This is a genomic window from Hymenobacter psoromatis, assembly GCA_001596155.1.
GTDB lineage: Bacteria > Bacteroidota > Bacteroidia > Cytophagales > Hymenobacteraceae > Hymenobacter.
The window spans coordinates 3,452,767-3,472,308 of record CP014771.1 but is presented as its reverse complement, the minus strand read 5'-3'; the positions used below and the strand labels follow the sequence as shown (position 1 = coordinate 3,472,308).

Annotated in this window: 17 protein-coding genes; 5 read left to right on the top strand and 12 right to left on the bottom strand. The window is 62.5% G+C overall.

Going from position 1 to position 19,542, the window contains the following annotated elements:
• Positions 1–59: 59 nt before the first annotated feature.
• The 7 genes from A0257_14790 to A0257_14760 form a co-directional block, all read right to left on the bottom strand.
• Positions 60–938, bottom strand: a complete 879-nt coding sequence (locus A0257_14790; GenBank protein ID AMR28227.1) for a glucose-1-phosphate thymidylyltransferase — start codon at positions 936–938, stop codon at positions 60–62.
• Between the two features lie 141 nt (positions 939–1,079).
• The gene (locus A0257_14785) at positions 1,080–2,087 is read right to left on the bottom strand and encodes a Vi polysaccharide biosynthesis protein VipB/TviC (GenBank protein AMR28226.1); all 1,008 of its coding nucleotides are present in this window, start codon (positions 2,085–2,087) and stop codon (positions 1,080–1,082) included.
• Between the two features lie 61 nt (positions 2,088–2,148).
• The gene (locus A0257_14780) at positions 2,149–2,469 is read right to left on the bottom strand and encodes a hypothetical protein (GenBank protein ID AMR28225.1); all 321 of its coding nucleotides are present in this window, start codon (positions 2,467–2,469) and stop codon (positions 2,149–2,151) included.
• 81 nt (positions 2,470–2,550) lie between these two features.
• Complete coding sequence (locus A0257_14775; protein ID AMR28224.1) at positions 2,551–3,606, bottom strand: dTDP-glucose 4,6-dehydratase; 1,056 nt, start codon at positions 3,604–3,606, stop codon at positions 2,551–2,553.
• A 98-nt stretch (positions 3,607–3,704) separates the two neighbouring features.
• Positions 3,705–4,727 (bottom strand): UDP-glucose 4-epimerase, encoded by a 1,023-nt coding sequence (locus A0257_14770; GenBank protein AMR28223.1) that lies wholly within the window; start codon positions 4,725–4,727, stop codon positions 3,705–3,707.
• 83 nt (positions 4,728–4,810) lie between these two features.
• Positions 4,811–6,112: a UDP-N-acetyl-D-galactosamine dehydrogenase gene (locus A0257_14765; GenBank protein AMR28222.1), complete on the bottom strand. Its 1,302-nt coding sequence runs from the start codon at positions 6,110–6,112 to the stop codon at positions 4,811–4,813.
• A gap of 52 nt (positions 6,113–6,164) precedes the next feature.
• Positions 6,165–6,782: a hexapeptide transferase gene (locus tag A0257_14760; GenBank protein ID AMR28221.1), complete on the bottom strand. Its 618-nt coding sequence runs from the start codon at positions 6,780–6,782 to the stop codon at positions 6,165–6,167.
• Positions 6,783–6,890: 108 nt separating this feature from the next.
• On the opposite strand from A0257_14760, the gene A0257_14755 reads away from it, so the two are divergent.
• A complete protein-coding gene (locus tag A0257_14755; protein ID AMR28220.1) occupies positions 6,891–7,511 on the top strand; it encodes a hypothetical protein in 621 nt (206 codons plus the stop codon).
• A gap of 80 nt (positions 7,512–7,591) precedes the next feature.
• Here the strand turns inward: A0257_14755 and A0257_14750 are convergent, their stop codons facing one another.
• A complete protein-coding gene (locus A0257_14750) occupies positions 7,592–9,121 on the bottom strand; it encodes a hypothetical protein (GenBank protein AMR28219.1) in 1,530 nt (509 codons plus the stop codon).
• A 277-nt stretch (positions 9,122–9,398) separates the two neighbouring features.
• Between A0257_14750 and A0257_14745 the strand changes: the two genes are divergently transcribed.
• Positions 9,399–11,291, top strand: a complete 1,893-nt coding sequence (locus A0257_14745) for a transmembrane ion channel (protein ID AMR28218.1) — start codon at positions 9,399–9,401, stop codon at positions 11,289–11,291.
• Positions 11,292–11,301: 10 nt separating this feature from the next.
• On the opposite strand, the gene A0257_14740 is transcribed toward A0257_14745, so the two are convergent.
• From A0257_14740 to A0257_14730, 3 genes are all read right to left on the bottom strand, one after another.
• A complete protein-coding gene (locus A0257_14740) occupies positions 11,302–12,096 on the bottom strand; it encodes an amidohydrolase (protein ID AMR28217.1) in 795 nt (264 codons plus the stop codon).
• Between the two features lie 223 nt (positions 12,097–12,319).
• Entirely contained in the window at positions 12,320–13,492 is a 1,173-nt protein-coding gene (locus A0257_14735) for an aminotransferase (GenBank protein AMR29790.1), read from the bottom strand.
• Between the two features lie 142 nt (positions 13,493–13,634).
• Positions 13,635–14,336 (bottom strand): peptide-methionine (S)-S-oxide reductase, encoded by a 702-nt coding sequence (locus A0257_14730; protein ID AMR28216.1) that lies wholly within the window; start codon positions 14,334–14,336, stop codon positions 13,635–13,637.
• A 256-nt stretch (positions 14,337–14,592) separates the two neighbouring features.
• Between A0257_14730 and A0257_14725 the strand changes: the two genes are divergently transcribed.
• Both A0257_14725 and A0257_14720 read left to right on the top strand, forming a co-directional pair.
• Entirely contained in the window at positions 14,593–15,330 is a 738-nt protein-coding gene (locus tag A0257_14725; GenBank protein ID AMR28215.1) for a short-chain dehydrogenase, read from the top strand.
• A 96-nt stretch (positions 15,331–15,426) separates the two neighbouring features.
• A complete protein-coding gene (locus tag A0257_14720; protein ID AMR28214.1) occupies positions 15,427–16,056 on the top strand; it encodes a hypothetical protein in 630 nt (209 codons plus the stop codon).
• Between the two features lie 17 nt (positions 16,057–16,073).
• Here A0257_14720 and A0257_14715 read toward each other — a convergent pair whose 3' ends face one another.
• On the bottom strand, positions 16,074–18,758 hold the full coding sequence (locus A0257_14715) for a DNA mismatch repair protein MutS (protein ID AMR29789.1): 2,685 nt from the start codon (positions 18,756–18,758) through the stop codon (positions 16,074–16,076).
• 217 nt (positions 18,759–18,975) lie between these two features.
• On the opposite strand from A0257_14715, the gene A0257_14710 reads away from it, so the two are divergent.
• Positions 18,976–19,515: an RNA methyltransferase gene (locus tag A0257_14710; protein AMR28213.1), complete on the top strand. Its 540-nt coding sequence runs from the start codon at positions 18,976–18,978 to the stop codon at positions 19,513–19,515.
• Positions 19,516–19,542: the final 27 nt, after the last annotated feature.

The following is a 19,542-nucleotide window of genomic DNA, read 5'->3' as shown; positions in this document are numbered from 1 at the left end:
CTCCTGCACGCAGGAGCGGACTGTTGGGCCTCATGGTGTTAACTATAAAATAGCAGGCCCTACCCCCCCATTACCAGTTGGTCGGGCAGGTTCAGCAAGTAGTCGCCGTAGCCGCTCTTGCGCAGGGGTGCGGCAATGGTGCGAAGCTGGTCGGCGTCGATAAAGCCCTGGCGGAAAGCGGCTTCCTCAATGGAGCCGACCTTGAGGCCCTGGCGCTGCTCCAGCACCCGCACGAATTCGCCGGCCTGCATCAGGCTCTCGAAGGTGCCGGTGTCGAGCCAGGCCGTGCCGCGGCCCAGGATGCCTACTTTCAGCTTGCCGCGGCGCAGGTACTCGCGGTTTACGTCCGTGATTTCGTACTCGCCGCGCGGGCTGGGCTCCAGGTTTTTAGCGATTTCAACCACGTCATTATCATAGAAATACAGCCCCGGCACGGCGTAGTTGCTCTTGGGGCTCGTGGGCTTTTCTTCAATGCTGAGGGCCACCTTGTTCTCGTCGAACTCGACTACGCCGTAGCGCTCGGGGTCGTGGACGTGGTAGGCGTACACTACCCCCCCCTCGGGGTCGTTATTGGCCTTAAGCAGCTCTTCCATGCCTTCGCCGTGGAAGATGTTGTCGCCCAATACCAAGGCTACTTTATCCTGGCCGATGAAGTCGGCACCCAGCACGAAGGCTTGGGCCAGGCCGTTGGGCAATTCCTGCACCACGTACTGGAAGTTGCAGCCCAGGTTTTTGCCATCGCCGAGCAGCTTTTTGAATTGCTCCTGGTCGTGGGGGGTAGTGATGATGAGAATTTCCCGAATGCCCGCCATCATCAAAATCGACAGGGGGTAGTAAATCATCGGCTTGTCGTAAACGGGCATCAACTGCTTCGAGACAGCGAGCGTGAGCGGGTGCAAACGGGTGCCGGAGCCGCCGGCGAGAATAATACCTTTCATAGGATAGTTAATTGTTGGTGAAAGAACGTCATGCTTATCTGGCGTCCGCCTGCCGAAGCATCTCTACCGCGTAAGTAATTCAATCGTTAAAAATTACTTACGCGGTAGAGATGCTTCACTGCGTTCAGCACGACGTTCTTTTTAATTTCTCTCTTTAATAAACGCCTGATTATCTTTAAACCAGCTCAGCGTTTGCTGCAAGCCGTCGCGGATGCGCACTTGCGGCGTGTAGCCCAGCCGGGATTCGGCTTTGGTGATGTCGGCCAGCGAGTCGCGGATGTCGCCCGCGCGGTCGGGGCCGAATTTGGGTTCCAGGGTCGAGTGAGCTTCTTCGCGCAGGATGTCGTATAGCTGCACCAGCGAGGTGCGGTCGCCAACGGCGATATTATAGACCTGGCCCAGCGCTTCGGGGTTGGTGGTGAGGGCCGCCCGAATGTTGGCCTGCACGCAGTTGGCCACAAAAGTGAAGTCGCGGGTCTGGCCGCCGTCGCCGTTGAGGATAGGCGCGTTATCTTCCAGAATAGCGTCGATAAACAGCGGAATCACGGCCGCGTAGGCCCCGCCGGGGTCCTGGCGCGGACCGAAGATGTTGAAGTAGCGCAGGCCGATAATCTCCATGCCGTAGGTGCGGGCAAACACGTCGGCGTATAGCTCGTTGGCGTATTTCGTCACGGCGTAGGGCGAGAGCGGCTTGCCAATGCGGTCCTCTACCTTGGGCAGGCCGGGGTGGTCGCCGTAGGTCGAGCTGCTGGCCGCGTACACGAAGCGCTTCACGCCCGCTTCCTTGGCCGCAAATAGCATTTTTACGAAGCCGCCCACGTTCACCTCGTCGGTCGTCACGGGGTCGTTGATGGAGCGCGGCACCGAGCCCAGCGCCGCCTGATGCAGCACAATGTCGATGCCCTCGCAGGCGCGGGAGCAGGCCTCACGGTCGCGGATGTCGCCTTCCATCACTTCCAGCGCGGAATTATCAGCAAACAAACGCAGGTTTTTGCGGAAGCCGTTGGAGAAATTATCCAGCACCCGCACCTTCCCTACCCCCTGCTTAAGCAGGTATTCGACGAGATTAGAGCCGATGAATCCCGCCCCGCCGGTGACAAGAAAGTTAAGGTTAGTGAGCGGCTGGTCGGTGAAGGGTTGGTCGTACACTTTTTGAATGCGTGTTAAGAGATTTATAACGCAACTGTATTTAAAGAAAAAGCACGGGGTTTTACGGAGCGGCTGCGTAAGGATGCGCTGAAATACGCATTGGCGGCTCCGCCAGCAGGTTTAGGATTTCATCCCGAAGCTCATCTGCGAGGGGGCCATTCTCGTACCCCACCTTCGCTGCCGCTGAGGTAAACACTTCTATATTCCACAGCACGTCCGGGTCTTCGTCTTCCCGCAGTATAATGAATCGGTTAGAAGCCCCTGACTTATACATACCGCTTGTGGCTAATTCAAGCAGCCGGTCGCCAGCGCCGGGCTTAGCCCGCATCTTAATAATGTAGGCCGGCTGCTGTTGCAGTAGCGTTATTTCTTCTGTGGTCATTACAAAGGAAATTTATGGTGTTGACTGACAGCTATTGGCCACATTGTTTTTGCCTGGCTGCGCTCGCAAGGACAAGTAACTTTACCGGCCCGCGTACTGCTTGGTATTATAGTCCTGGTACGCGCCGCTGGTCACGCTGTCCAGCCACTCCTGGTTGGCAAGGTACCAGTCCACGGTCTGGCTCAGGCCCTGCTCGAAGGTGACGCTGGGCTCCCAGCCCAACTCGCGCATGATTTTGCTGCTGTCGATGGCGTAGCGCATATCGTGGCCAGCGCGGTCCGTGACGAAGGTGATGAGCTGGCGTGAGGTGCCGGCGGGCTGGCCGGTTTTTTCGTCCACCACGTCGCAGAGCAGCTCGATGAGCTTGAGGTTCTGCCACTCGTTCACGCCGCCGATGTTATAGGTATCGCCCAGCTTGCCCTGGTGGAAAACCGCGTCGATGGCCGTGGCGTGGTCCTTCACGAAAAGCCAGTCGCGCACGTTCTCACCTTTGCCATACACGGGTACTTTCTGGCCAGTGCGCAGGCGGTGAATAGCCAGCGGAATCAACTTTTCGGGGAAGTGGTTCGGGCCGTAGTTGTTCGAGCAATTGCTGAGCTTAATGGGCAGGCCGTAGGTGTGGTGCCAGGCCCGCACAAAGTGGTCCGACGCGGCCTTGGAGGCCGAGTAGGGCGAGCGCGGGTCGTAGGCCGTTTCCTCGGTAAACATTTCGGGGCCGAAATCCAGTGAGCCATATACCTCATCCGTGCTGACGTGGTAGAACAGGTGATTCTCAAAGCCTTTGGGCTTCCACAGGTTCTTAGCCGCGTTCAGCAGATTAACGGTGCCAATCACGTTGGTTTTCACAAACGCCATTGGGTCGGTGATGCTGCGGTCCACGTGGCTTTCGGCGGCGAGGTGAATCACAGCATCGGGCTCCTCGTGGGCAAAAAGCTGGTCCACGAACGCCTGGTCGGCAATGTCGCCCTTTATAAACCGGTAGTTCGGCGCTTTTTCGATGTCGCGCAGGTTCTCCAGGTTGCCGGCGTAGGTGAGGGCGTCGAGGTTCAGAATCTGGTAGTCGGGGTACTTGGTCACGAACAGGCGCACCACGTGCGAGCCGATGAAGCCGGCCCCGCCGGTGATAAGGAGTTTCATATTAGCAATGGGTGAATGAGTGAATGGGCGAATGGGTGAATGAACGACTGGGCGCGGGCGAAGCGATAGCTCATTCACCCAACCACCCATTCACTCATTTACCTATTGTCCAGCGCAACCTGCCATTTCCAGGCGCTGGCCAGCGAGTCGCGCAGGGAAGTAGTGGTTTTGAAGCCCAGCACCTCGGCGGCCTTGGTGGCGTCGGCATAGATGGCGGGCACGTCGCCGGGGCGGCGCGGGCCGATGCTGTAGTTCAGCTTCTGGCCGCTGGCTTCCTCGAAGGTTTTCACGACTTCGAGCACCGAGTTGCCGTGGCCGGTGCCCACGTTGAAGGTTTCTACCACGTCGCTGGCTTTGCGGTCGAGCAAGCGCTTCACGGCCGCGATGTGCGCTTTGGCCAAATCCACGACGTGGATGTAGTCGCGGACGTTGGTGCCATCGGGCGTGTCGTAGTCGTTGCCGAAAATGGTGAGCTTCTCGCGGATGCCGGCCGCCGTTTGGGTGATGAACGGCACCAGGTTGTTGGGCGTGCCCAGCGGCAGCTCCCCGATTTTGGCCGACTCGTGCGCCCCGATGGGGTTGAAGTAGCGCAACAGAATAGTATGCAGCTGATTATCAGCCGCGGCCGACACGTCGTGCACGATATCCTCGCACATCTGCTTGGTGCGGCCGTAGGGCGAGCTGGCCGGCTTGGTGGGGGTAGCCTCCGTCACGGGTAGCGCGTCGGGGATGCCATACACGGTGCACGACGACGAGAACACCAGGTTTGCTACCCCCTCGTCCTTCATCACTTCCAGCAAGGTCAGCAGCGAGCCCACATTATTCTCAAAATACGCCAGCGGCTTCTGCACCGACTCGCCCACCGCCTTGAAAGCCGCGAAGTGAATGACGGCCTGAATGTTACCTTCCGCTTTGAAGACCTGATGCAGCGCCTCGGCGTTGCCGCAGTCGATGCGGTGGCAAGGCACATCGTGCCCCAAAATGGCCCGCAACCCGTCGAGCACCGACGTTTCCGAGTTGCTGAAATTATCCACAATCACGGGCTCGTAGCCCGCCTGGACCAGCTCCACCACGGTGTGGGAGCCAATGTAGCCGGCTCCGCCGGTAACGAGAATCTTCATAATCAATGGGTGAATGGGTGAATAATTGAATGGGCGCGGGCGAAGGGGTAGCTTATTCATCCATTTCCTTACTCACCCATTGATTACAAGCTCCAATAGTGCAAGTCCTCCATCGGCTTGGCGCGGTACAGGCCTTTGATATCGACCAGTACGGCGTTGCTGGCCGTGATGGACTGAAAGTACGCTTCGTCTTTGTTGAGATAAGGCTTGTGGCTCACGGCCACGATAACGGCATCATAGTCGTCGCGAATCTTGTCCGCGTCGGTGAGGCGGAAGCCGTATTCGTGGTGCAGCTCGTCGGAGCTGGCGTGCGGGTCCACGATGTCCACGTTCACGGAGAAGTTTTTCAGCTCCTGAATCACGTCCGCCACTTTAGAATTGCGGATGTCCTCCACGTTTTCCTTGAAGGTAGCGCCCATCACCAGCACGCGGCTTTTGGCCACGTCCTTGCCGCGCTTAATCATCATCTGCACCGTTTTGCGGGCGATATAGGCCCCCATGTTATCGTTGGTGGTGCGGCCCGAGAGAATGACTTTCGCGTCGTAGCCCAGCTCTTTGGCCTTGTAAGTCAGGTAGTACGGGTCCACGCCGATGCAGTGGCCGCCCACCAGGCCGGGCGAGAATTTCAGGAAATTCCACTTGGTGCCGGCCGCTTCCAGCACCTCGTAGGTGTTGATATTCATGCGGTCGAAAATCATCGACAGCTCGTTCATGAGCGCGATGTTGACGTCGCGCTGCGTGTTCTCGATAATCTTGGCGGCCTCGGCCACCCGGATGCTGCTGGCGCGATGCACGCCGGCATCCACCACCAGCTCATAGACTTTGGCCACGGTGTCGAGGCTTTCGGCGTCGCAGCCGCTCACCACCTTCACGATGCGGCGCAGGGTGTGCTCCTTGTCGCCGGGGTTGATGCGCTCGGGCGAGTAGCCGACCTTGAAATCGCCGTGGGCGAAGCTCAGGCCCGACTGTTTCTCCATCACCGGGATGCAGTCTTCCTCGGTGCAGCCGGGATACACGGTGCTCTCAAACACCACGTAATCCCCTTTTTTCAAGACCTTACCCACCGACATCGACGCGCTGAGCAGCGGCTTGAGGTCGGGCTGGGCGTGCTCGTCGATGGGGGTAGGGACGGCCACGATGAAGAAGCGCGCCTCGCGCAGCACATCGAGCGAGTCGGTGAAGGCGATGTCGCAGCCATCGAAGGCGGCGCTGTCCAGCTCGCCGCTGGGGTCCTGGTGGTTGCGCATCATCTCCACGCGGCCCGCGTTGATATCGAAGCCGATAACCGAGAGTTGCTTGGCAAATTCGAGGGCGATGGGCAGGCCCACGTAGCCGAGGCCAATCACGGCCAGCTTGGCTTCTTTGCGGAGGAGTTCGTCGTACACTTCGTTTAATTATGAATTGATAATTATGAATTATGAATTGATAACGAGTGACTTATGCAACGCTCGTTTCAGCATTCATAACCGCTACTGATTTTTTATTGGCACTTAATTGATACACTTCCTGGCTGGCGGGGCAGGTGGCGCGGCCGGCCGCGTCGAAGCGCAGGTGCTCGCCGTGGGCGCTGAGCCAGCCGTGCGGCCGGGCAGGATTGCCATATACCAGCGCAAAATCCGGCACGTCTTTGGTGACCACGCTGCCCGCGCCCACGAAGGCGTAGCGCCCCAGGCGCACCCCGCACACCAGCGTGGCATTGGCCCCGATGCTGACGCCGCGCTCCAGGTAGGTAGGCTGGTAGTGGCCTTCGCCGCGCCGCGGCACGGCGCTGCGCGGGTTGCGCACGTTGGTAAAGACCACGGAAGGACCCAGGAACACGTCGTCTTCGCACGTCACCCCTTCGTAGAGGCTCACGTTGTTCTGCACCTTCACGTTGCGGCCCAGCGTCACGCCGTCGGCCACGAACACGTTTTGGCCCAGCGAGCAGTTTTCGCCCAGCACCGCGCCCGCCGCCAGGTGGCAAAAGTGCCAGATGCGGCTGCCGGCCCCCACGCGGCAGCCCGCGTCGAGCACGGCGGTGGGGTGGGCGTAGAAATCGGCAGCGGGTTCGGCCACGAGAGCAAACTAGATAGGCAGCCGCAAAGGTAAGGCTCTGAACGGGGTTGGGGGGTAGGGCGTACTTTTGAATAACTTGCATTCTTCGCTCTTAGCCCGCCTGCTTTTATGGGACTGCCCGCTTTCCAACCCCCATCTGACGCGCCCGCCCGCGTGTCGCCCGCCGACTACCTGCGCCTGGAGCGCGAGGCGGAGTACAAGCACGAGTATTTCGACGGCGAAATCCGGGCGATGGCCGGGGCCGAGCCTGTGCATAATGAAATTAATTACAACTTCAATCAGGTACTAGGGCCGCACTTGCGCCGCCGCGGCTGCAAAGGCTACATGGGTGACCAGCGGGTACAAACCAAAAGCCAAGCTGGCTACCTATATCCCGATACAGTAGTAGCTTGTGGTCCGGAATTTTCCGACAAGGGTCGGCCGCAATCGCTGCTCAATCCGGTATTCATCGCCGAAGTACTTTCGGCTTCTACCCAGGACAAGGACCGGGGCGAGAAATTCATGCTCTATCGGCAAATTCCCAGCCTGCGGCACTACCTGCTACTCAGCTCCCAGGCCGTACACGCCGAGCTGTACTCACTGGACGAGCGCGGCCGCTGGGTGCTGACCGAAACCCGCGAGCTGAGCGCCGTGCTCGACCTGGAGGCGCTGGACTGCCAGCTGCCGCTGGCCACCGTGTACGAGGGCGTGGCGCTGGTTTCCAGCGAGCCGGAGCTGCCGCTGGCTTAGCGCGGCGGGAGTAGCGTGGGGGCCACGCTGCTGCTGGCGCACTTCTACCAAGGCCTCGGGCTGGGGGGGTAGGGCCGGCGCTAGGGCCGCCACACTTCGGCCGAATCGGCGGGCGGGGCGGGGCGGGCCAGCAGCACCAGCTGGGCATCTTCGTAGAGCACGCGATAGCTGGGGCGGGCGCGCAGCGCGGCCACGGCCTGCCGGGCCTGGGCCTGCGAGAGCGGCCAGGCGGCGTGCTCGTCGGGCTCGCGCAGCAGGGCCACCAGCCGGGCCGTGCGCAACACAGGAAACAAAAACACGTCGCGCCGGTCGAGCAGGTGCGGCACCAAGCTGGAAGACGCGCTCAGCGGCACGCCGGCGGGCACCCGCGCCAGGGCCGCGTATAGGCCAGCGCGGTTGGGGTAGGGACTGCGGTAGTGGCTGCCGATGAGGAAGTTGCCGGTGGCCCGGTCGTACCACTGGCTGCGGCGGGTGTAGAGCGTGACCACCGTGAAGACGGCCGCGCCCGCCAGCGCCGCCACCCACGCCCGGCGCCGGAAGCCGGCCCCGGCGGCCCTACCCCCCCGCAGCGCATCGACCACGGCCAGCGTGAGCACGGGCGCGAACTCGATGGAATACTGCCCATTAATGCCCCAAAAGCCGTAGTCGTTGGCCAAGAGCTTCTGGGCCAGAATGGGCAGCAGCATGAGCACGTACCAGGGCCGGCGCCACAGCGCCCAGCCGCCCGACACCAGCACGGCACCCCAGGTTTCCAGCTTGATGTAGTCGTAGCTGGCATCGGGCAGGGTGTTTTGAAACAACACCGCCCACAGCCGCGCCGGGTGCGTGAGCACGTTGGCCAGCACCGCCGGCAGCGACGGCCCCAACCAGGCATAGCGCACCAGCTGGGTAAAGGGCCGGTGCGTGGTATCAAGAGCCGGCATCACGTAGCGCGTAATAACCTGGTAGTAAGCCAGTGATGCCACCGCGCCCAGGACCAGCCAGCCCACCCGCGCCCGGTGCGCCCGGTGCTGCCAGGCCAGGCCCAGCAGCACGCACACCAGCCACAGCGCCAGGTTTTCTTTGCTCACCAGGATGAACAGCGCAGCCAGCGCCGCCCTACCCCCCCTGCCCTGCGCCACCCACAGCGCCAGCCAGGGCAGGGCCATCGCGCCCAGCACATTGTCGTGATAATCAAAGCTAAACGCGGAATACACGCCCCATTGGCAGCCTAGCAGCGCCAGGGCCCAGTTGGCGGCGCGGGGGCTACCCCCCTGGGCGCGGGCGTAGTGCCAGGTGCCCAGCAGCCCCAGTAGCACCGCCCCAATTTGCAGCAGCAGCAGCGCCCAGGCCCCACCCACCAGGTAGTAGAGCGGCGCGGCCAGCGCGGGCGTGAGGCTGAAGTGGTTGGCCAGGAAGCTGGTGGGCGGGGCATCGAGCAGCAGCGTCACGCGCGGAGCCCGCAGGTGGGCAAAATCGGCCACGGCCTGCGCCGTGAAGCCCAGGTCGAGGGCCGCCGTGCGGAAGTTCCACTGATTGACCAGCGAAATCAGGCTGTAAATCAAGCCGAAAACGAGCAGCAGCGCCGAGCGCCAGTATTTTGCTGGCCAGGTGGAAAGCACGAGTAGCATCTAAAACCTACGCTCTTACGACTTACGCAAAAGACGGTTGTCATTGCGCGCATGTTGCGTAATATCAGTTACTACTTTTGTCTTAACGAAGCTGTTTAGGAAGTGCAGGTATGCAGCATTCGCGGCGGGCTGCTGGCTTTTTTTTGCCGGCTGTCCGCTCGCTGAAAGAACGAATGGCGCACACGACGAGCGGACAGCCGGCAAAAAAAGCCGGCAGCCCGCCGCAAGGCCGACTTCCTAAACAGCTTCAACTACTTGAACCGCTTTTCTGCTACGAATGCGCATCGATTTTTGTCGTAGTTGGCTGCTGATTTTCAGCTTGCTAGCCACTGCGGGGCCGGCCGCCGCCCAAACGCCGGCGCTACCGCCCGCCGCGGCCCCTACTCCCCCCCACGACTCGGCCCGCACCCAAAGCCTGACCACCGACACGCGCTACCTGCGCCGGCTCGACTCGCTGCGCCTGCGCAACACCGACCGCCTGGCCCAATTGCAACAGGAGCTGCTGACGCTGCGCGACCAGGACCAGGACCACCCGCGCCGCCGCCAGCTGGAGCAGGAGCTGGCCGCCCTGCGCGCCGCCGACTCGCTGCGCCTGGCCCACGCCCGCCGCCACATCGACTCGCTCAAGGTGCACGCCCGCGGCTACCCCGTGAGCCCCCACGGCGACACGCTGTTCTACGTTTATACCAAGCTGGGGCCGTTTTTGCCCCGCGAGCGCGCCAACCTCACCGCCGATAAGATAAAGCGGCTGGAAGACGATGTGCTGTTCGCGCCCGACTCGCTGCGCGTCTATCCTTCGGAGCAAACCGTGGATATTATGTACGGCGCCACGGTGCTCCAGAGCATTTCGGACAACGACGCGCTGTGGATGAACGTGCCCCGCGACTCGCTGGCCCGGCAGTACCGGCGGCGCATCGTGGCGGCCGTGGCTCAGTATAAGCAGGCGCACGGCTTCTATAATATTCTCAAGGAAGCCGGGCTGGTGCTGCTGGTGCTGGTGGCCTTCTACTTCGTAATACGCTTTGTCAATCAGCTGTTTGGCTGGCTGAGCCGGCGCTTCACCGGCAAGGAGCAAACCTGGTTTCGGGGCGTGAAGCTGGGCAACTACGAGCTGCTGACGCCCCGCCGCGGCCTCGACGCCGCCCTGCTGCTACTAAACGTGCTGCGCTGGGTCACCATCTTTCTCATCATCTCGCTGGTGCTGCCGCTGCTGTTCAGCATCTTCCCCGGCACCCAGGGCATGGCCGATACGCTGCTCGGCTACGTCATCACGCCGCTGCGCCAGATGCTGCTGGCCCTGTGGCACTACCTGCCCAGCCTGATAACTATCGTGGTCATTGTCACGGTGTTCCGCTACGTGCTGCGCGGCATGTACTTTCTCAAGGAGGAAATCCGGCAGGGCCACCTCACCCTCAACGGCTTCTACCCCGACTGGGCCAACCCGACCTATCAGATAGCGCGGATACTGGTGTTCGCGTTTCTGCTGGTGGTCATTTTCCCGTATTTGCCGGGCTCCGAATCGCCCATTTTCAAGGGCGTGTCGGTGTTTCTGGGCTTCTTGTTCACGTTTGGGTCGGCGGGCTCTTTGTCGAATATCGTGGCCGGCCTGGTGCTCACCTACATGCGCTCGTACAAGCTGGGCGACCGCGTAAAAATCGGCGACGTGACGGGCGACATTATCGAGAAAAACCTGCTCGTGACCCGCATCCGCACCATCAAAAACGAGGAAATTACGATTCCGAATTCCTCCATAATGAGCAGCTACACCGTCAATTACAGCAACGCGGCCCCTACCCTTGGTTTAATTCTGCACACCACCGTCACCATCGGCTACGACGTGCCCTGGCCGCAGGTGCATCAGCTGCTGCTGGCCGCTGCCGCCCAGGCCGAAGGCGTGCTGGCCGAGCCCAAGCCCTTCGTGCTGCAAACCAGCCTCGACGACTTCTACGTCTCCTACCAGCTCAATGCCTACACCCGCGAGGCCAGCCGGCAGGCCGCCATCTACTCGCGCATGCACCAGCTCATTCAGGACCAGTTCAACGCGGCGGGCGTCGAGATTATGTCGCCGCACTACCACGCCGCCCGCGACGGCAACCAGACCGCTATTCCGCCCCAGTACCTGCCCCCCGGCTACGTAGCGCCCCGCTTTGGGGTCGATAGCCGGGGGTAGGCGGGGCCGGCTAGCCGCCCGAAAGCGCGAATTCGTCGGCGTCGAGCAGGAAGGGCATCCGCTCGCGCAGCTGGAGCAGCGGCGCGGCGCGCAGCGTGTGCGTGAGCACCGTTTGCAGGTTGCCGGCCTGCGCCACGTAGTCGCCCTGCATGTCGAGCAGCGCCGACTGCCCCTCGTAGCTCACGCCCAGCCCATCGCTGCCCAGGCGGTTGACGCCGACCGTATAGGCCTGATTTTCAATGGCGCGCGCCTGCAGCAGGGCCTTCCAGATTTCGGTGCGGGCCTGGGGCCAGCTGGCCACGTACAGCAGCAGGTCGTAGGGCGCGGCGCGGGTGTTGCGGCTCCAGACCGGGAAGCGCAAATCGTAGCAGATGAGCGGCCGGATGCGCCAGCCGCGCCACTCTTCCAGCAGCAGGCAGGTGCCGGGCGTGTACACCTCGTGCTCGCCGGCCAGCCGAAACAGGTGGCGCTTGTCGTAGCTGCTGTGCGTGCCGTCGGGCCGCACCCACAGCAGGCGGTTATAGTAGCTGTCGCCGGCTTTGGTGAGCACGCTGCCCGTCACCACGGCGTCGTAGTAGGCAGCCTGGGAGCGCATCCAGTCGAGGGTAGGGCCGGGGTAAGGCTCGGCCTGGGCAGCGGCTTCCATGCTAAAGCCGGTCGTAAACATCTCGGGCAGCACAATCAGGTCCGTCAGGCCGGGGCCATTCAGGGCCGAGGCCAGCAGGTCGGTGAGCAGGTCGCGGTTGCCAACCGGGTCGTGCCACTGAATAGGAGTTTGCACCAAGGACACCGTTAAGTCATTCATCACAAGCTTTCTAAAGGATAAACAGGTTATATATTAAATATATATACTATAAATACGTAATGTTGAAGCTGTTCGCGCAATAGAAAAGTCGGTAGAACGTCATTCCGAGCTTGCCGAGGAATCTCGCCCGCAATCGTTCGGGCGTCGTTTTACGATGCGAGCGAGATTCCTCGGCAAGCTCGGAATGACGGGCTGCCGACTTTCTAAACGGCTCCACTACTTTTCAGGCTGATTTCGGGGGCGGCTGCGCCAGCCGCCCAGCCGCCGCCCGCAGCGTAGCCGACTCCTTGGCGAAGCAAAAGCGCACCAGCCCCGCATCGTAGCCATCGTGGTAAAACGCTGATACCGGCACCACCGCTACCCCCCACCGGCGGGCCAGCTCCCCGGCAAAAGCCAGGTCATTTTTCTGCGAAAATGCCACGTAGCCAGCCAGCTGAAAGTAGCCGCCCGGCACCGGCAGCAACTCCCAATCAGTGCCCGCCAACAGGCCCGCGAACTCGTCGCGCTTGGCCTGGTAAAAGGCGGCCAGCCCGCGGGCGTGGGCATCGGTGGGGTCGGCTTCGAGCACGTCGGCCAGCGCGTGCTGGGTAGGCGTGCTCACGGCAAAAGTCACGAACTGATGCACCCGGCGCAACTCGGCGCTGAGGGCCGGCGGGGCCAGGCAGTAGCCCACCTTCCAGCCAGTGGCGTGGTAGGTTTTGCCAAACGACGAGAGCACGAAGCTGCGCGCCCGCAGCGCCGGGTGCTGGCGCGCGCTCCGCGGCGGCACGCCGTCAAACACCAGGTGCTCATACACTTCATCGGATAGGACCAGGATGTCGGTGCCCTCCGTGAGGGCCGCCAGCTCATCCCAGTCGGCCGCGCTGAACACCGCCCCGCTGGGGTTGTGCGGCGAGTTGACGAGGATGAGCCGGGTGCGCGCGCTCACGGCCGCCCGCACCGCCGCCCAGTCGGGCCGGAAGTGGGGGGTAGGGAGGCGCACGTAGCGCGGCACGCCGCCCTGCAGCCGCACGGCCGGCCCGTATAAATCATAAGCCGGCTCCAGAATGATGACCTCATCGCCGGGCCGCACCACGGCCGCCAGCACGCCATACAGCGCCTCCGTAGCCCCGGCCGTGATGGTCACTTCCAGGTCCGCATCGGGGGTAGGCGCATCGGGCTGCAAGCGGCCCACCTGCGCCGCGATGGCCTGGCGCAGGCGCGGCAAGCCCGGCATGGGCGCATATTGGTGGCTGCCGGCCGCCAGCGCGTGCCGGGCCAGCGCCTCGCGCAGGGCCAGCGGCGGGTCGTAGTCCGGGAAGCCCTGGGCCAGGTTGAGCGCACCCGTTTGCTGGGCCAGCAGCGTCATCTGGCTGAAAATACTCACGCCCACATCGGGCAGCTTGGAGGAAAGCATGGGGGGTAGGCGGGCCGTTGCGTTTTTTTCGGGGGGACGAAAATACGCCGCCGCCCCGCACTCCGGCTGCCGGCCGCCAAAAAAGCCCCGCCGGCGCGGGGCCGGCGGGGCTTCAGTCAAAAGCGGGGGGGTAGGGACCGGCCTACATAGCCGGCAGGTTGGTCTTCAAATCCTGCGGAAACAGCTTGCGCACGTGGGCCACCTTGTGCTCCGACACGTTAATAATGTAGGGGCTATCGGGGTTGAGGCGGTAGTAGCCCTGGTGATAGGCCTCGGCGGGCCAGAACTCTTTGAGCGGTGCCACCTGAGTCACAATTTTGCCGTCGTACTCCTTCGAAGCATTGACTTTAGCAATGGTTTCGTCCAGAATTTTCTTCTCCTCCGGCGTGCGGTAGAAGGCGGCCGAGCGGTATTCGGGGCCGGAATCGGGACCCTGGCGGTTGAGCTGCGTGGGGTCGTGGCTGGCGGTGAAAAAGATGTCAGCCAGCGTTTTATAGCTCACCACCTTGGGGTCGTAGTAGATGTTCACCGTTTCGGTGTGGCCGGTTTGCTGGCCGCACACGTCCTCGTAGCTGGGGTGCGGCACGGTGCCGCCGGCGTAGCCGCTCACCACCTGCTTCACGCCCTTTATCTCCTCAAACGCCTCTTCCTGCGCCCAAAAGCAGCCGCCCGCAAAAGTGGCCTGCGCCAGGCCGCTGAGGTCTTTGGGCGCGAAGCCCGCCGTGGAAGGAGCCGCGCCGCCCGCGCCGGGGGTCTGGGCCTGCGCCTGGGCAGGCTGCTGCGGGCCGCAGGCCGCGAGAGCCAGCAGGCCAAGGCCGGAAACGGCCGACAAAATCTTGGTCATGAGTTGCAAAAGAATGGGTCTGATGGGTTTTTATACGCCAGACGCACCGCCATCGGATTCCTTACCAACACCAACTGCCAGCGGGTGGTTCGTGCGGCCCTACCCCGCCGCCAGACTGGCCGGGCGAGAGTGGTCATTGATTGCCGGCTGCCTAAAATTACTTTTCGCGCTTTTTTCTGAACAATCATTCAGGATGGATGCTTTTGATGACTAAAGAAACTGAACGGTCGTTCAGTTATTATTAAAAGCCTTGTTTATGAATCGTTTGCATAATAAAGTGGCCGTGGTTACCGGCGCCAACAGTGGCATTGGCTACGCCACGGCCCAGGAGTTTATCGCCGAGGGCGCGCAGGTCGTCATCACCGGCCGCAACGAAGCCGCCGTGCAGGCAGCCGTTGCTGCCCTGGGCGACCAGGCCCGCGGCGTCGTGTCGGACGCCGGCCAGATGGCCGACGTGCGCCGGCTTGCCGACCAGGTGCGCGCCCTGCACCCGCGCATCGACGTGCTGTTCGTGAATGCCGGGGTGGGGGTTTTCATGCCCATTGGGCAGGTAGATGAGGCCCAATTCGACCAGCAGTTCAATATCAACGTGAAGGGCCTCTATTTCACCATTCAGGCACTGCTGCCGCTGCTCAACGACGGCGGCTCGATTATTCTGACTTCCTCGACCGCCGCCAGCAGCGGCCTAGCCAGTGCGTCGGTTTACTCGGCCACCAAGGCCGCCGTGGTGTCGCTGGCCCGCACGCTTTCGGCCGACCTGCTGGAGCGCCGCATCCGGGTCAATGCCATTAGCCCCGGCCCGATTGATACGCCCATTTTCGGCAAGATTGGGCTGCCGCCCGAAGCCATTGATTCGTTTGCCAATTCGGTGCCGCTGAAGCGCCTGGGCCAGCCGGAGGAAATCGCCAAAGTCGCGACATTCTTCGCCTCCGACGACTCGTCATTCGTGCTCGGCGAAGAGTTAATTGCCGGCGGCGGCGTGGGCCGGCTCTAAGCCAAAATTGAGGTAGCGGGGCCGGTAGTGGCCGCGCGGTAGCCCTTCCCGAACGACTTGCCCCCGCGAGCCGTTTCGGGAACAGCCGCCGCGCGGTTGCTGCCGGCCCCTTTCTTTTTTATTCCCTACCCCCCGCTTATGGCTCGTCCGAAAGCCTTTGACGAAGAAGCCGCGCTGCAAAAGGCTCTCGATACGTTCTGGCTCCGGGGCTACGCCGCCACGTCCATGCAGGAACTGGTCGAGCGCATGGGCATCAACCGGTTCAGCCTCTACGCCGCGTTTGGCGACAAGCACCAGCTGTACGTGCGGGCCCTGGACCACTACCAGCAGCAGAGCCAGCAGCGCCTGCTGGCTCTGGCGGCGGCCAGCGCCGGCCTGCGCGCCCCAGCGCGCATCCGGCAGGTGCTGGAGCTGCTGCTCCCCCCCGACGACCCGGCCGCCGCGCCCCGCGGCTGTTTTCTGGTGAACGCCACCACCGAGCGCCTGCCCCACGATGCCGACACCGCCGCCCTGGTGAGCCAGAACCAGCAGTTTCTGGAAACGCTGCTGACGGAAATCCTCACTCAGGGCCAGGCCCGCGGCGAAACCAGCCATGCGGCTACCCCCCCCGCCCAGGCCCAGCTGCTCATCAGCGTCCTGAACGGGATGCGGGTAATGGCCCAGGCCAACTCCGACCCCCAAATGCTGCGCAACGTGGTGGAAACCACTCTGCTGGCGCTGACTTAGCGTAATTTCACGCCGCCCTACCCCCCCGCCAGCCCTTTAAGCTCCTGCAACTTCAGCAGCGCCTCGATAGGCGTGAGCGTATTGATATCCAGCCCGGCCAGCAGCTCGCGCAGGCGCTCCAACGCCGGGTCGCTGGGCTCAAACATGCTGAGCTGAATCTTGGGCGCGGTGGCCACGGCCGTGGTGGCGCGGGGCTTGGGCGTTCCTGGTTCCTGGTGCCTGGTTTCTGGTTGTTGGTTGGCCGCATCGAGGCCGGCGAGCACGTCGTCAAATTCGGTGGGGGTAAGCACATCCGCATCCACCAGGCCGGCGCTGGCGCGCTCCTGCTCCAGGTGGTGCATGATTTCGTTGGCCCGCCGCACCACGGCGGGCGGCATGCCGGCCATGCGCGCCACGTGGATGCCGAAGCTGTGCTCGGAGCCGCCGGGGCGCAGCTTGCGCAGGAATAGCACCCGGCCGTCGGCCTCCTGCACGGCCACGTGGTAGTTGCGCACGCGGGGGCAGTCGTCGGCGAGCTGATTCAACTCGTGGTAGTGGGTGGCAAACAGCGTCTTAGCCCTGGCTTTGGGGTTGTTATGCAGATGCTCCACAATGGCCCAGGCAATGCTGATGCCGTCGTAGGTGCTGGTGCCGCGCCCGATTTCATCCATCAAAACCAGGCTGCGTTCCGAAAGATTATTCAGGATGGAGGCCGTTTCGGTCATCTCCACCATGAAGGTGCTTTCGCCCTTGCTGAGATTATCCGAAGCCCCCACGCGGGTAAAAATCTTGTCGATAATGCCGATGGTGGCCGCCTCGGCTGGCACGAACGAGCCGATTTGCGCCAGCAAAACTATCAGCGCCGTTTGGCGCAGCAGGGCCGACTTGCCGGCCATGTTGGGGCCGGTTATCACCACAATTTGCTGGTCGTCCTGGCTCAGGCACAGGTCGTTGGGGATATAGCTTTCGCCGGGCGGCAGCTGGCGCTCAATCACCGGGTGGCGCCCGCCCTTGATGTCGAGGGTAGGGCCGTCGTTCACGATGGGCCGCACGTAGCGATGCTGCCGCGCCGTGGCCGCAAACGAGCCCAGGCAGTCGAGCACGCCAATGGCACGGGCGTTTTGCTGCACCTGGCTCACGAAGTCGAGCGCCGCCAGCATCACCTCTTGGTAAATGCGGCTTTCGATGACAAATAATTGCTCCTCGGCGTTGAGAATTTTCTCCTCGTAGGTCTTCAGCTCCTCCGTCACGTAGCGCTCAGCATTCACCAGCGTCTGCTTGCGAATCCACTGGGGCGGCACCTTGTTTTTGTGGGCGTTGCTGACTTCGAGATAATAGCCAAACACCTTGTTATAAGCCACTTTCAACGAAGAAATGCCGGTGGCGGCCTGCTCGCGCTGCTGCATCTTGAGCAGGAAATCCTTGCCCGAAAATGCCAGGCCGCGCAGCTCGTCCAGCTCGGCATCAATGCCATCCTGAATGACGTGGCCCTGGTTGGTGAGCAGCGGCGCGTCGGGCCGGATTTTGGCCTGAATCTCGGTGCGCAGCGTGGTGCAGGGGTTGAGTTGGTCGGCCAGCTTTTCGAGGGCACGCACGCCCGAAGCGGCCAGCTTTTCGCGCAGCGGCGCAATGCTTTCCAGCGCCCGCGCCAGCTGCAAGAGCTCGCGCGGGTTCACGCGGCGCACTGCCACTTTGGAGATAAGTCGCTCTAAATCATTGATGGCGCGCAGGTGGCTCTGCACCTCTTCCAGCAGCTCGGGGTCGGCCACGAGGGCGGCCACGGTGTCGAGGCGGCGCTGAATCTGGCTCACTTCCTTGAGGGGCAGCACCACCCATTTGCGTAGCAGGCGCGCGCCCATCGGCGTCAGGGTCTGGTCCAGGATGTCAATCAGCGGCACGCCGCCGGGGTGCTGGGCCTGCACCAGCTCCAGGTTGCGCACCGTGAAGCGGTCGAGCCACACGTACTTGTCTTCTTCGAGCCGGCCGATGCTGGCAACGTGCTGAATATTCGAGTGTTTGGTTTCGGCCAGGTAATGCAGGATGCAGCCGGCCGCAATCACGCCTTCCTTCAGATTATCGACCCCAAAACCCTTGAGCGAGGTGGTGCGGAAGTGCCGCGTGAGGGTGTCGTGGGCGTAGTCGGCCCCAAAAACCCACTCGTCTAGGGCGTAAGTGCAGAAATCGGGGCCAAACTCGCCCTCAAACTCGGCCCGGTTGCGCTTGCAGAACAGCACCTCGGCGGGCCGGAAGTTTTGCAGCAGCTTGCCCAGATAGTCGAGCGTGCCCTGCGCGGCCAGAAACTCGCCGGTGCTGATGTCGAGAAACGAGATGCCGGCTTCCGTTTTGCCGAAGTGCACGGCGGCGAGGTAGTTGTTCTGGCGGCGCTCCAGGGTGTTGTCGTGCATGCTCACGCCGGGCGTCACCAGCTCGGTTATCCCTCTCTTCACCAAGCCTTTGGCTTGCTTTGGGTCTTCGAGCTGGTCGCAGATGGCCACGCGCTGGCCGGCGCGCACCAGCTTGGGCAAGTACGTGTCGAGGGCGTGGTGCGGAAAGCCGGCCAGCGCCACCTCGCTCACGGTGCCCGCCCCGCGCTTGGTGAGCGTGATGTCGAGGATGCGCGCCGCCGTCACGGCATCTTCGCCGAATGTTTCGTAGAAATCGCCCACCCGAAACAGCAATACCGCGCCGGGGTGCTGCTGCTTGAGCTGGTAATACTGCTTCATCAGCGGCGTGTCGTAGGCCGGAACTGGCGCGATGTGGTCGGGTCCCAGGGCTTTGATGGCGAACTGCTTTTTGGGTTCGGAAGTCAAGAGTGTAGGGTAAGCTTTAGCTTGCCGGATAATTAAATAAAGTCAACTCCAAACGCCCCGGCCGGCGCATTGCGTTCCGGGCATCCCTACCCCCCTCAGCGGGCGGCAAGCTAAAGCTACCCCTACATTCATGCGCAAACTCACGATGCCGGAGCTAAACCGCTTGCCGGTGGCCGATTTCAAAGCTACTCCCAAAAGTCCGGTGGTGCTGGTGCTCGACAATGTGCGCTCGCTGCACAACGTGGGGGCCGTGTTTCGGACCGCCGACGCCTTTGCGCTCGAAAAGATTTACCTCTGCGGCGTCACGGGCCAGCCGCCACACCGCGAAATCACCAAAACGGCCCTCGGCAGCACCGAATCGGTGGCCTGGGCGCACGTAGCCACCACCTTGGCCGCAGCGGCCGAACTAAAAGCGGCGGGCTACCAGCTGGTGGCCGTGGAGCAAACCACGGGCTCGATACCGCTGCCGCAGTTTCGGCCCGCGTCGGGCCGGCCGCTGGCCCTGGTGCTTGGCAATGAAGTATTTGGCGTGGATGACGACGTGCTGACGCTCTGCGAGGCGGCGGTCGAGATTCCGCAGCTCGGCACCAAGCACTCGCTCAACGTGAGCGTGGCGGCGGGGGTAGTGCTGTGGGACGTGCTCAGCAAGCTGGCCGTTTTTGGGCCGTAGAGCAGTTTCCAAATTCGCGCATGGCTT